The 12,387-nt window shown below is 38.4% G+C and carries 14 protein-coding genes; all 14 read left to right on the top strand.

Annotated features, from left to right (window positions below):
* The first annotated feature begins 12 nt into the window (after positions 1–12).
* The 14 genes from BFL01S_RS00185 to BFL01S_RS00120 all read left to right on the top strand — a co-directional run bounded on the left by BFL01S_RS00185 (position 13) and on the right by BFL01S_RS00120 (position 12,286).
* Positions 13–444 carry a chemotaxis protein CheW gene (locus BFL01S_RS00185; protein ID WP_025908965.1) on the top strand — a complete coding sequence of 144 codons (432 nt, stop codon included), beginning with the start codon at positions 13–15 and terminating at the stop codon, positions 442–444.
* A complete protein-coding gene (locus tag BFL01S_RS00180; RefSeq protein ID WP_061784571.1) occupies positions 431–1,090 on the top strand; it encodes a chemotaxis protein CheC in 660 nt (219 codons plus the stop codon). Before BFL01S_RS00185 ends, BFL01S_RS00180 begins: the two co-directional genes overlap by 14 nt.
* Positions 1,083–1,571, top strand: a complete 489-nt coding sequence (locus tag BFL01S_RS00175; RefSeq protein ID WP_061784570.1) for a chemotaxis protein CheD — start codon at positions 1,083–1,085, stop codon at positions 1,569–1,571. The genes BFL01S_RS00180 and BFL01S_RS00175 overlap by 8 nt, the downstream gene beginning before the upstream one ends.
* A gap of 55 nt (positions 1,572–1,626) precedes the next feature.
* Entirely contained in the window at positions 1,627–2,391 is a 765-nt protein-coding gene (locus BFL01S_RS00170; RefSeq protein ID WP_025908962.1) for a FliA/WhiG family RNA polymerase sigma factor, read from the top strand.
* A 17-nt stretch (positions 2,392–2,408) separates the two neighbouring features.
* Positions 2,409–2,948 (top strand): hypothetical protein, encoded by a 540-nt coding sequence (locus BFL01S_RS00165; protein WP_025908961.1) that lies wholly within the window; start codon positions 2,409–2,411, stop codon positions 2,946–2,948.
* Positions 2,949–3,106: 158 nt separating this feature from the next.
* Positions 3,107–3,826, top strand: a complete 720-nt coding sequence (gene rpsB / locus BFL01S_RS00160) for a 30S ribosomal protein S2 (RefSeq protein WP_025908960.1) — start codon at positions 3,107–3,109, stop codon at positions 3,824–3,826.
* 103 nt (positions 3,827–3,929) lie between these two features.
* On the top strand, positions 3,930–4,811 hold the full coding sequence (gene tsf / locus BFL01S_RS00155; protein ID WP_025908959.1) for a translation elongation factor Ts: 882 nt from the start codon (positions 3,930–3,932) through the stop codon (positions 4,809–4,811).
* A gap of 78 nt (positions 4,812–4,889) precedes the next feature.
* Positions 4,890–5,612 carry a UMP kinase gene (pyrH, locus tag BFL01S_RS00150; protein WP_025908958.1) on the top strand — a complete coding sequence of 241 codons (723 nt, stop codon included), beginning with the start codon at positions 4,890–4,892 and terminating at the stop codon, positions 5,610–5,612.
* 2 nt (positions 5,613–5,614) lie between these two features.
* Positions 5,615–6,172: a ribosome recycling factor gene (gene frr, locus BFL01S_RS00145; protein WP_025908957.1), complete on the top strand. Its 558-nt coding sequence runs from the start codon at positions 5,615–5,617 to the stop codon at positions 6,170–6,172.
* A 139-nt stretch (positions 6,173–6,311) separates the two neighbouring features.
* Entirely contained in the window at positions 6,312–7,094 is a 783-nt protein-coding gene (uppS, locus tag BFL01S_RS00140) for an undecaprenyl pyrophosphate synthase (protein ID WP_025908956.1), read from the top strand.
* Positions 7,095–7,111: 17 nt separating this feature from the next.
* Entirely contained in the window at positions 7,112–7,903 is a 792-nt protein-coding gene (locus BFL01S_RS00135; protein WP_061784569.1) for a phosphatidate cytidylyltransferase, read from the top strand.
* Positions 7,904–7,980: 77 nt separating this feature from the next.
* The gene (gene dxr / locus BFL01S_RS00130) at positions 7,981–9,132 is read left to right on the top strand and encodes a 1-deoxy-D-xylulose-5-phosphate reductoisomerase (protein WP_025908954.1); all 1,152 of its coding nucleotides are present in this window, start codon (positions 7,981–7,983) and stop codon (positions 9,130–9,132) included.
* Between the two features lie 76 nt (positions 9,133–9,208).
* The gene (rseP, locus tag BFL01S_RS00125; RefSeq protein WP_025908953.1) at positions 9,209–10,468 is read left to right on the top strand and encodes an RIP metalloprotease RseP; all 1,260 of its coding nucleotides are present in this window, start codon (positions 9,209–9,211) and stop codon (positions 10,466–10,468) included.
* 117 nt (positions 10,469–10,585) lie between these two features.
* The gene (locus BFL01S_RS00120; RefSeq protein ID WP_025908952.1) at positions 10,586–12,286 is read left to right on the top strand and encodes a proline--tRNA ligase; all 1,701 of its coding nucleotides are present in this window, start codon (positions 10,586–10,588) and stop codon (positions 12,284–12,286) included.
* Positions 12,287–12,387: the final 101 nt, after the last annotated feature.

Raw genomic sequence — 12,387 nt, 5'->3', positions numbered from 1 at the left:
GAGGAGAGCGAAATGGAGACAAAATTCATTGTATTTCAGCTGGGGAACGAAGAGTATGGAATTGCAGTAGAGCAGGTTAAATCAATTGAGAAAATGCAACATATCACGCGAGTCCCTCGAACAGAAAAATATGTGCGCGGCGTCATCAACCTACGTGGAGTAGTAATTCCAATTCTAGATTTGAGAAAGCAGTTTGGCTTGCAAGAGCAAACTCATACAGATCATACACGAATTATTATTGTCATAATAAACGATATTGAAGTTGGCTTAATCGTAGACGCAGCAAACGATGTGTTAGATATTTATGATGACCATATTGAACCAGCACCTGAAGTCATCGAAGGTATTGAAGCTGATTATATAAGCGGTGTTGTAAAAGTAGAGGAGCGTTTAATAGTACTAGTGAATTTAGGAAAGGTTTTAGGTTTGGATGACCAAGAATAAAACCAACTTAGACAATTTGAAGTTTGACGCAATCCATTTAGATGTTTTGAGAGAAATAGGAAATATTGGAGCTGCTAATTCAGCCACGGCCCTTTCTCATTTGGTAAAAAAAAGAATTGAGATGCAGCTTCCAAGCGTAAAAGTTACTGATATAAACGAAGCGGTTGAAGAAATTGGAGGTCCTGAGCGAGTAGTAGTGCAGCTATTATTACAGATTAAAGGAGATATTCAAGGTAGCTTGTTTTTTCTATTATCAGTAGATGATACGAAGACATTACTAGGCTATTTATTAGATGAACCTTCAATAGAAATTGAAAGTTTGAATTTCCTTGAATCAGAATTAATGCGGTCTACGCTATGTGAAATAGGGAATATTTTATGTGGCTCCTATTTAACTGCTCTTGCAGATTTAACAAACCTTCACATCTACCCTTCATTACCAGCTGTTTGTGTAGATATGCTTGGTGCTACGATGACGAGTGGATTACTGGAAGAAGGGTATCAGATGGAATCGGTTTTAATAATTGAAACAATGTTACAAGAACAAGCGCACTCTTCCGTTATGAAAGGGAATTTCCTCCTTGTTCCAGACAACGATTCTATTCAACCATTATTTCAAGCATTAGGAGTACCATTGCATGGATAAGCATATTGTAAAAGTTGGTATTTCAGATATGAATGTTGTGCAAGGACCTGATTTAATTCGCACAGCAGGATTAGGCTCGTGCGTAGGAGTTGTATTATATGATGACATCTTAAAGGTAGCGGGTCTAGCTCATATTATGCTGCCGGATTCTCGGCATGTGAAAGAGTCATTCAACCGGGCTAAGTATGCAGATACAGCCATTATTGATTTGATTGAAATGCTCGTACATTTAGGTGTAAATAAAAGACGCTTATGTGCCAAAATAGCAGGTGGTGCGCAGATGTTTCAATTTACTTCAAATAATGATTTTATGAAAATTGGCGCTCGAAATATTATAGCTGTGGAGCAGGAGTTAAAACAGCATCATATTAGGTTAATATCAAAAGATGTGGGAGGAACAAACGGCAGAACAATTGAATTCGATCCCACAACTTCACGACTAATGGTTCGAACGGTAAACAAAGGTGTGGTTGAAATCTAGCCAGTAAGCTAAAAGGATAGCTATTTATTGTACGAAAGAAGGGGGAGAAGCCGTCATGACAAGTGTAAATGTAATGGATGAAAAGAAACGGTGGGAAAAATGGTCAAAAGAACGAGATGAAGAGGCTGGTAATTTGCTTGTGAAGCAATATATGCCGCTTGTCAATTACCATGTGCAACGAATTGGAGTGGGTTTACCTCGAAATGTACATAAAGAAGAGTTAAAAAGCCTTGGCTTAATGGGGTTGTATGATGCACTTGAAAAATTTGACCATAAACGTGATTTGAAATTTGATACGTATGCATCGTTCCGTATCAGAGGTGCTATTTTAGACGGATTAAGAAAAGAAGATTGGCTCTCTAGAAGCGCACGTGAAAAAGCCAAAAGAGTGGAGCATACGATTGAAAAACTTGAACAACATTATTTACGAAATGTTACTGTTCAAGAGATTGCTAGTGAAGTAAAGATGACAGAAGAAGAAGTCATTCATGTGATGAATGAAGGTTTTTTCGCTAATGTTTTATCAATTGAAGAACCAATAAAAGAGCATGATGAAGGTGATCACCAATCGTATACAATCCGTGACGAGAGAATGATTACTCCTGAAGACCATCTTTTAAAAGAAGAATACTTTGCGGAACTGGTTCGGGTAATTGAAAAGCTTAATGAGAAAGAGCAGCTTGTCATTTCATTATTTTATAAAGAAGAATTGACGTTTACTGAAATTGGACACGTTTTAGGTTTATCCACATCACGTATTTCACAAATACACTCAAAAGCTTTGTTCAAACTAAGAAATACGTTAAATAAAATGATGTAAGTTAGAGGGATTTTACAATGTATATCTTATTAATGATTAGCTTTGTTTTACACAGTGTGACGCTTCTAGTTATTTGGCGGTTGCGTCAGCAACTGTATTCGGTAAATGCTTTAGAAAAAAAACAGCGTGAAATAATAGAGGAAATGGATAGCACAATGGCGACTTATTTAGCGGAAGTGGATGCTCAAAACGATGCTTTTCTACTAAAGGTGCAGCAAAGAATGAAGCGAATAGAAGCTGAACAGCCAGGTGTGTCTATAACAAAACCACCTTCTGATGAGGAAGGGAAAGAAAAGTTAGATATTGCTTATCAAAAAATAGATTTAAAAAGCGAACCACAAGAGTCTTTTGCAGAACTTCTTCAACAAGAGATGACCGAAGAAGTTGAAAGAAGTGAAAACGAACTGACAAAGGAAGAAGCTAGTAAATTATCTAGAAATGAAGTACAAGAAATTGCGCTTTCTCTGCAAAAAAAAGGTTTAACAATCGAAGAAATTGCGAAAAATCTATATAGAGGAAAAACTGAAATTGAGTTATTGTTGAAATTTCAACAATAAACTGCATTTTAGGCTTGCTTGTGAAAAGTGAGTGTGCTATATTTGTTTTTGGTGTTAATACACACGCTCATTGATTTAGTCATTGGTGCTACGCTTTGTAGTTTTGGCTAAAGATGAAATGAGCGGAGGATAATCAAAACCATTAGGAGGAAAAACACATGTCAGTAATTTCAATGAAACAATTACTAGAAGCTGGTGTACATTTCGGTCACCAAACTCGCCGTTGGAACCCAAAAATGAAGAAATATATCTTCACTGAGCGTAACGGTATCTACATTATCGATCTTCAAAAAACAGTTAAGAAAGTAGAAGAAGCTTACCGCTTCGTTAAAGAATTAGCTGCTGATGGCGGTACTATGTTATTCGTAGGTACTAAAAAGCAAGCTCAAGATTCTGTTAAAGAAGAAGCAGCTCGCGCTGGTATGTACTTCGTTAACCAACGTTGGTTAGGTGGTACATTAACAAACTTCTCTACAATCCAAAAACGTATTAAGCGTTTAAAAGACATCGAAAGAATGCAAGAAGACGGTACTTTTGAAGTACTACCTAAGAAAGAAGTAGTTCAACTTAAAAAAGAGTTAGAGCGTCTTGAGAAATTCTTAGGCGGTATTAAAGATATGAAACAACTTCCTGATGCATTATTCATCATCGATCCTCGTAAAGAGCGTATCGCAGTAGCAGAAGCTAAAAAATTACACATCCCAATCGTTGGTATCGTAGATACAAACTGTGATCCAGACGAAATTGATTATGTAATCCCTGCAAACGATGATGCAATTCGTGCTGTGAAACTTTTAACTTCTAAAATCGCTGATGCAATCTTAGAAGCAAAACAAGGTGAAGAAACAGCAGTTGAAACTGAAACAACTACTGCTTAATTCCACGAAAGGTGATAAGAGGGAATAGCCTTTTATCACCTTTTTTTGAAAAGATTTAATTAATTGATATAGAGTACATACCCAAATAAGGAGGCTATTTATTATGGCAATTACAGCTCAAATGGTAAAAGAATTACGTGAAAAAACTGGCGCTGGTATGATGGATTGTAAAAAAGCATTAACTGAAACTGGCGGTGACATGGAAAAAGCAATCGATTTCTTACGTGAAAAAGGTATTGCTAAAGCGGCTAAGAAATCTGATCGTATCGCTGCTGAAGGTTTAACTTACATCGAAACACAAGGTAACGAAGCAGTTATCCTTGAAGTAAACTCTGAAACAGATTTCGTTGCGAAAAACGAAGGTTTCCAGAAGTTAACAAAAGAACTTGCTGCACATATCTTAGCTAACAAACCAGCTAACGTTGAAGAAGCTGTTGCTCAAAAAATGGAAAATGGAGCTACTGTAGAAGAGCACATTAACTCAGCAATCGCTACAATTGGTGAAAAACTTTCTCTACGTCGTTTCGCTGTAGTAAGCAAAACAGATGCTGACGCATTTGGTGCTTACTTACACATGGGTGGACGCATTGGTGTATTAACAGTATTATCTGGTACAACTGATGAGCAAGCTGCAAAAGATGTTGCAATGCACATCGCTGCTATCAACCCTAAATATGTATCTCGTGACGAAGTTTCTGCTGAGGAGACTGAGCGTGAGCGTGAAGTATTAACACAGCAAGCATTAAACGAAGGTAAGCCAGAAAAAATCGTTGCAAAAATGGTTGAAGGTCGCTTAAGCAAATTCTTCGAAGATATCTGCTTATTAGATCAAACATTTGTTAAAAATCCTGATCAAAAAGTTCGTCAATTCGTTGAGAGCAAAGGTGCAACAGTAGAGAGCTTTGTACGCTTTGAAGTAGGAGAAGGTATTGAGAAGCGTCAAGACAACTTTGCTGAAGAAGTAATGAGCCAAGTTAAAAAGTAAGAATGTGATTAAATGGGGAACACTCTGTGTTCCCTTTTTCAAAAAAATGGATCTCACCGTTGACGATGGAGGTTAGGCATGAGTCAAGCAAAATATAATCGTATTGTATTAAAATTAAGTGGCGAAGCATTAGCAGGAGAAGACGGATTTGGTATTAATCCTTCTATCATTAAGTCGGTTGCAGAGCAAGTGAAAGACGTTTATGACTTAGGCGTTGAAGTAGCAGTAGTCGTTGGTGGTGGAAACATTTGGCGTGGTAAAATTGGTAGCGAAATGGGAATGGACCGTGCAGCTGCAGATTACATGGGCATGCTTGCAACTGTTATGAATTCACTAGCACTTCAAGATAGCTTAGAGAACATTGGAGTACAAACTCGCGTTCAAACATCTATCGAAATGAGACAAGTTGCTGAACCATACATAAGAAGAAAAGCGGTTCGTCACCTTGAGAAGAAACGCGTTGTAATCTTTGCAGCAGGTACAGGAAATCCTTACTTCTCTACTGATACGACAGCTGCGTTGCGTGCGGCTGAAATTGAAGCAGATGTAATTCTAATGGCGAAAAATAATGTTGATGGCGTATACAATGCTGATCCGAAACTAGTTCCAGACGCAGTAAAGTATGAAACATTAACATACATTGATGTCTTAAAGGATGGACTAGCTGTAATGGATTCGACTGCTTCTTCTCTATGCATGGATAATGATATTCCGCTAATCGTCTTCTCGATTACGGAAGAAGGAAACATCAAACGTGCCGTAACAGGCGAAAATATTGGAACAATTGTAAGGGGGAAATAATGATGGCAAAACAAGTGTTGCAAGATGCAAAGGAAAGAATGGAAAAAGCACTTCAGTCATATAGTCGTGAATTAGCTTCAATTCGTGCTGGACGTGCGAGTGCTTCATTATTAGACCGCGTGACGGTTGAATATTATGGTGTTCCAACACCAATTAATCAACTTGCACAAGTTAGCGTACCGGAAGCTCGTATGTTGGTAATCCAACCTTATGATAAATCACAGCTTGGTGAAGTGGAAAAAGCAATTATGAAATCTGACCTAGGCCTAACGCCAACAAGCGATGGTTCAATCATCCGTTTATCAATTCCTGCTTTAACAGAAGAGCGTCGTAAAGAGCTTGTTAAAACAGTGAAGAAAGCGTCTGAAGATGCGAAAGTAGCAGTTCGTAATATTCGTCGTGATGCAAACGATGACCTTAAAAAGTTAGAGAAAAACGGTGAAATTACAGAAGATGATCTTCGCGGATATAGTGATGATATTCAAAAGTTAACGGATGACCACATTGCTAAAGTTGATAGCGTGACAAAAGATAAAGAGCAGGAAATTATGGCGGTATAAGTCATTTCAATGTAAAATATATTGTAAAAGACCCTCTATTGTTTACAGGGGGTTTTTTTGTTAATAATGTGTAGTAAGACAAAATATCGAATGACAAAGAACAAAATGTCAATGAGAACATACAACGGGGGACCTTTGCATGTTAAAAAAAATTCAAGCATGGAAAAAAAGTCAAGATCCAGGCACACAGTCTTTTGAGGAACGAAAAGAGCGAGTGAAGAAGCAGGCTGTACCAGAACATATTGCAATTATTATGGATGGTAATGGGCGCTGGGCACAAAAAAGAGCACTTCCTAGAATGATGGGACATCATGAGGGAATGAAAGTCGTTCGACAAATTACAAAAGCAGCAAGTCAATTGGGCGTTAAAGCGCTAACTTTATATGCTTTTTCAACAGAGAACTGGAAACGACCAAAGGTGGAAGTAGAATTCCTTATGAAGTTACCTGAGGAATTTTTAACGACTTTTTTACCGGAGCTGATTGAAGAAAATGTTCAGGTGCGCATTATGGGAGATAAGAGTGAACTACCTTCTCATACATTACGTGCAGTTGATAAGGCAATTGATGAAACAAAAGATAATACAGGCCTTATTTTGAACTTTGCACTTAATTATGGAAGTCGACATGAAATCGTTAAGGCTGTCCAGGCTATTGCGAAGGATGTTGAATCTAACAATTTAAATCCTTCTGAAATTAATGACGAATTGTTTTCTTCGTATTTAATGAGTAAGAGCTTACAAGATCCAGATTTGTTAATTCGAACAAGTGGTGAACTGCGCTTAAGTAACTTTATGCTTTGGCAGTTAGCTTATACTGAATTTTGGTTTACAGATGTATTATGGCCAGATTTTAAAGAAAATCATTTAATTGAAGCAATTGAGGCGTTCCAAAATCGTGGGCGTCGCTTTGGTGGAGTCTAAGAGGGTGTTGAACTAACATGAAACAAAGAATCATTACAGCCATTGTTGCACTAGCGGTGTTTGTTCCTATTGTCATGATTGGTGGCATGCCATTTACTGCTTTAATGTATTTGTTAGCAACAATTGGTGTTGTTGAACTGTTAAATATGAAAAAAATCAAACCATTGTCTTTTCCCAGCATTATCAGTTTCCTACTAACGTGGGTGTTTTTACTACCAAATAGCTCAGATGTTGCATTTCAAATGGTAAGTGAACATAAAGTAGAAGTAGCTCTATTTGCTACGCTGTTATTATTAATGTATACAGTAGTTGTAAAAAATGTATTTACATTTGATGGCGTAGGTTTTCTTTTATTAACGACCATTTACGTAGGGCTAGGCTTTCACTACTTTATTGAAGTTCGTGCAGAGCATGGGTTAACATATTTATTTTTCGCATTTCTTTTAATTTGGGCAACTGATTCTGGCGCTTACTTTATCGGACGAGCAATGGGGAAGAGAAAGCTGTGGCCTGAGATTAGTCCTAATAAAACAATTGAAGGTTTTGTTGGTGGAGTAGTATGTGCATTAGTAGTTGCGGTTATTTTTAAAGTCACGTCGGGCATTGAGCAGTCCATGGGCGCAGTACTTTTAATTGGAATCATCATCTCTTTGTTTGGACAAATGGGAGATTTAGTACAGTCGGCATTTAAACGATATTATGGAGTAAAAGATTCAGGTAAACTCTTACCGGGGCATGGAGGAATACTAGACCGATTTGACAGTCTGCTATTTATTATGCCAATTCTGGCGTTTCTTTTATCTCTCTAGTAGAACCATAATTAAAAATAGCTAAGGCTTGTCTACTCAGTAAAAACATGTCTTTGAAGTAATGGGAGTGAATATATTTGAAGAAACTTTCTTTATTAGGTGCTACAGGTTCGATTGGACTTCAAACAGTTGACGTTGTTCAAGCTCACTGTGATTCTTTTGAACTTGTAGCTATGTCATTTGGTCGAAATGTACAAGAAGCACGCAAGATTATTCAAGTATGTAAGCCATCTCTTGTCTCACTTATGAACAAAGAAGACAGTGAAACACTGCAGGCGGAGTTTCCAAACGTAACGTTCATGTATGGTGAAGAAGGTTTGGTGGCGGTAGCGACACACCCGGAAACGGAAGTAGTAGTGAATGCCGTTGTGGGAAGTGTTGGATTAGTACCAACGCTTGAAGCGATTAAAATGAGAAAAACAATTGCGTTAGCCAATAAGGAAACGTTAGTTACAGCAGGCCATATTGTTATGAGTGCGGCTAAGGAGTATGGAGTGGACATTTTACCAGTAGATAGCGAGCATTCAGCTATTTTTCAAAGCCTTCAAGGGCAAGATGATAAAGCAATCGATCGTTTAATCTTAACAGCTTCTGGCGGTAGCTTCCGAGATAAAACAAGAGAAGAGTTAAAAGGTGTAACCGTTCAAGAAGCGTTAAATCATCCAAATTGGTCGATGGGCGCAAAAATTACAATTGACTCAGCTACTATGATGAATAAAGGACTAGAAGTCATTGAGGCACGCTGGCTTTTTGATATTCCGTATGAACAAATTGATGTATTATTACATAAAGAAAGTATTATTCATTCAATGGTGGAGTTTGCTGATACTAGTGTAATTGCACAGCTTGGAACACCAGATATGCGCGTGCCAATTCAATATGCGTTAACCTATCCAAAACGCTTACCGCTGCAGGGCACAGATCGTTTAAGCTTGGCTGATATTGGACAGCTACACTTTTCGAAAATGGATCAAGACCGCTTTAGATGTTTGCGTTTTGCTTTTGAAGCAGGTAAAGTAGGCGGTACGATGCCAACGGTTTTAAACGCAGCAAATGAATCCGCTGTTCAGGCCTTTTTAGATGGGGCTATTACGTTTTTAGAGATTGAAGATGTGATTGAACGAGCAATGAATGAGCATCAGGTTATAAAAAATCCTTGCTTGTCTACAATAAAAGAAGTAGATTTAGAAACAAGAAAACTTGTAAACCTTTTAGCTCGTACTAATTAAAGTTAGTATGATAACTTAAGAAGGCGTACATTTCTGATTAACGTTTCACCTTATCATAAGAAGGGGGGCATACTCATTGAATACGGTCATTGCGTTTATTATTATCTTTGGTGCTCTTGTCTTTTTCCATGAGTTAGGGCATTTAATTTTTGCGAAACGAGCTGGAATTCTATGCCGTGAATTTGCTATCGGCTTTGGGCCGAAAATTCTTTCGTTCAAACGAGATGAAACAGTCTATACAATTCGCTTATTGCCATTAGGTGGATTCGTACGTATGGCCGGGGAAGATCCGGAAATGATTGATGTGAAACCGGGTCAGGTTATTGGCTTACTGTTTAATAATGATGAAAAGGTAGAAAAAGTCATTATTAATAATAAAGAGCAATATCCAGATGCTAGAGTGATTGAAGTAGAGCATGCAGACTTAGAGCATGAAATGGTTATTAAAGGATATGAATCAGAAGATGAAGAACGATTACACACCTTTAGAGTAGCTGAAGAGTCGTACTTTATTGTTGATGGTGATGAGGTTCAAATCGCACCGTACAGTCGTCAATTTGCTTCCAAAACATTGGGACAACGTGCTATGGCTATCTTTGCAGGTCCTTTAATGAACTTTGTGCTAGCTTTCGTTATTTTTGTGGTACTAGGGATTTCACAAGGCTATGCAGTTGATAAGCCGGTACTTGGTGAATTAACAAAGGACGGCGCTGCTATTGAAGCGGGCTTGAAACAAGGTGATGAAGTACAAGCAATTGATGGTGCAGCTGTTTCGACATGGCAAGATGTTGTTGAAGTCATCCGTAAGCATCCAGAGCAAGAGATTACGTTCACTGTTAATCGCGGTGATGAAACGCGTGAAATAGAGGTAACACCGGATAGTCGTGAAATGGGAGAAGAAAAAATCGGTTTAATAGGTGTGTATGCACCTGTTGAAAAGTCGGTAATTGGCTCTATCACAAACGGCGCAACTGAAACAGCAACGTGGATGAAAGAAATTGTGACTGGGTTAGGAAAGCTAGTGACAGGACAGTTTTCACTTGATATGCTTTCAGGTCCTGTTGGTATTTATGCAGCTACTGACCAAGTGGCACAGTCAGGTATTTACTACCTAATGAAGTGGGCGGCTGTTTTAAGCATCAACTTAGGAATCGTGAATCTATTACCTATTCCGGCTTTAGATGGTGGACGTCTCGTGTTCTTTGCAGTTGAAGCAGTACGGGGTAAGCCGATTGATCGTCAAAAAGAAGGTGTAGTTCACTTTATTGGATTTGCGTTACTTATGCTATTAATGCTTGTAGTAACGTGGAATGACATTCAAAGTTTCTTTTTATAAAAACAAATAGGGAATACGTGATGAACAAAGGTAAGCCCCTGTAAATAGGGGCTTACTGTGGTTGTAAAAGCGTGATAAACTATGAAAATAGAGAAGTGAGTAAAGAGGTGCAAGGTTATGAGACAAAGTGCAACATTAATTCCTACATTAAGAGAAGTACCTGCTGATGCAGAAGTAAAAAGTCATCAGCTTTTAGTGAGATCAGGCTTTATTCGCCAAAATGCTAGTGGTGTATACAGCTTCTTACCTTTAGGTAAAAAAGTGCTTCAAAAGGTTGAAGAAATTGTAAGACAAGAAATGGAGCGTGCTGGCTCAGTTGAATTGCTAATGCCTGCACTTCAACAAGCAGAGTTGTGGAAAGAGTCTGGCCGTTGGTATTCATATGGACCAGAATTAATGCGTATGAACGATCGCCATAGCCGTGAATTCGCTTTAGGCGCAACGCATGAAGAAGTTATTACAAGCTTGCTTCGTGATGAAGTAAAATCATACAAAAGATTACCTTTAAACCTATATCAAATCCAAACAAAGTTTCGTGATGAAAAACGTCCGCGTTTTGGACTATTACGTGGTCGTGAGTTTGTGATGAAAGATGCTTATTCTTTCCATGCTTCACAAGAAAGCTTAGATGAAGTGTATGATAAGATGTACGAAGCATACAGCCGCATTTTTGAGCGTTGCGGATTAAACTTCCGCGCAGTTATTGCAGATTCAGGGGCAATGGGTGGAAAAGATACGCATGAGTTTATGGTGCTATCTGAAATCGGTGAAGATACAATTGCTTATTCAGATACATCTTCTTATGCTGCAAATATTGAAATGGCTCCAGTCGTAACGCAGTATAAGAAATCAAACGAAGCACCTGTTGAACTTGAAAAAGTAAATACGCCTGATGCGCGCACAATTGAAGAAGTTGCGTCGTTTTTAAATGTCGAAGCATCATCATGCATTAAGTCGCTGCTATTTAAGGTAGATGATCGCTTTGTGTTGGTCTTAGCTCGTGGAGATCATGAGATTAATGATATCAAAGTAAAAAATTATTTTGAAGCAACAGTTGTTGAGCTTGCAACGCCAGAGGAAGCAAAAGAAGTGATGGCAGCTCAAATTGGTTCACTTGGTCCTATTCAAGTAAGCGAGAAGATTGAAGTAGTCGCAGATCATGCAGTAAAAGCTGTTGTAAATGGCGTATGCGGAGCAAACGAAGATGGTGTTCACTACCAAGGCGTGAATCCAGAGAGAGATTTTACAGCAACATATGAAGACTTCCGCTTTATTCAAGAGGGAGACGCTTCTCCAGATGGACAAGGTATTATTAAGTTTGCTAAAGGAATCGAAGTGGGTCACGTATTTAAATTAGGTACGCGCTATAGCGAAGCAATGGGCGCAACATACCTAGATGAAAATGGCCGTTCTCAGCCAATGATTATGGGCTGTTACGGAATTGGTGTATCGCGTACATTAGCAGCGATTGCTGAGCAGTTTAATGACGAGAAAGGTTTTGTGTGGCCTCAAGCTGTTGCGCCTTATCATGTCCATGTTATCACGGTAAATGTGAAAAATGATGAGCAGCGCGAGCTTGGTGAAACGTTATATAACCAGCTATTAGATCGTCGTGTAGAAGTGCTGCTTGATGATCGACAAGAACGTGTAGGAGTTAAATTCGCAGATTCAGATCTAATTGGAATTCCAGTGCGCGTTACGGTTGGTAAACGTGCCTCAGAAGGAATTGTAGAAGTGAAAATGCGTCAAACAGGGGAATCATTTGAAGTCCATGTTGATGAAGTAGAATCGAAAATTATGGAAATGTTAGCTAAGTAATTTACGCTAATTTTAAAATCGCTCAATGCAAATATGACAAGTTTCGTATTTGCAGTTGAGCGATTTTCGTTTGATTTTATAAGCATTGCGTCAACAGCCGA

This window comes from Priestia flexa NBRC 15715, from assembly GCF_001591565.1.
In the GTDB taxonomy this organism is placed as follows: Bacteria; Bacillota; Bacilli; order Bacillales; family Bacillaceae_H; genus Priestia; species Priestia flexa.
Note: the sequence above shows the minus strand (reverse complement) of the source record. Positions and strands in the feature narration are given on the sequence as shown.

What these genes read in the sequence shown, in the direction of transcription:
- frr (WP_025908957.1), top strand. Translation starts at nt 5,615, where the DNA reads ATGGCAAAACAAGTGTTGCAAGATGCAAAGGAAAGAATGGAAAAAGCA.
- BFL01S_RS00165 (WP_025908961.1), top strand. Translation starts at nt 2,409, where the DNA reads ATGTATATCTTATTAATGATTAGCTTTGTTTTACACAGTGTGACGCTT.
- BFL01S_RS00185 (WP_025908965.1), top strand. Translation starts at nt 13, where the DNA reads ATGGAGACAAAATTCATTGTATTTCAGCTGGGGAACGAAGAGTATGGA.
- uppS (WP_025908956.1), top strand. Translation starts at nt 6,312, where the DNA reads ATGTTAAAAAAAATTCAAGCATGGAAAAAAAGTCAAGATCCAGGCACA.
- BFL01S_RS00175 (WP_061784570.1), top strand. Translation starts at nt 1,083, where the DNA reads ATGGATAAGCATATTGTAAAAGTTGGTATTTCAGATATGAATGTTGTG.
- BFL01S_RS00120 (WP_025908952.1), top strand. Translation starts at nt 10,586, where the DNA reads ATGAGACAAAGTGCAACATTAATTCCTACATTAAGAGAAGTACCTGCT.
- BFL01S_RS00135 (WP_061784569.1), top strand. Translation starts at nt 7,112, where the DNA reads ATGAAACAAAGAATCATTACAGCCATTGTTGCACTAGCGGTGTTTGTT.
- tsf (WP_025908959.1), top strand. Translation starts at nt 3,930, where the DNA reads ATGGCAATTACAGCTCAAATGGTAAAAGAATTACGTGAAAAAACTGGC.
- BFL01S_RS00180 (WP_061784571.1), top strand. Translation starts at nt 431, where the DNA reads ATGACCAAGAATAAAACCAACTTAGACAATTTGAAGTTTGACGCAATC.
- BFL01S_RS00170 (WP_025908962.1), top strand. Translation starts at nt 1,627, where the DNA reads ATGACAAGTGTAAATGTAATGGATGAAAAGAAACGGTGGGAAAAATGG.
- pyrH (WP_025908958.1), top strand. Translation starts at nt 4,890, where the DNA reads ATGAGTCAAGCAAAATATAATCGTATTGTATTAAAATTAAGTGGCGAA.
- rpsB (WP_025908960.1), top strand. Translation starts at nt 3,107, where the DNA reads ATGTCAGTAATTTCAATGAAACAATTACTAGAAGCTGGTGTACATTTC.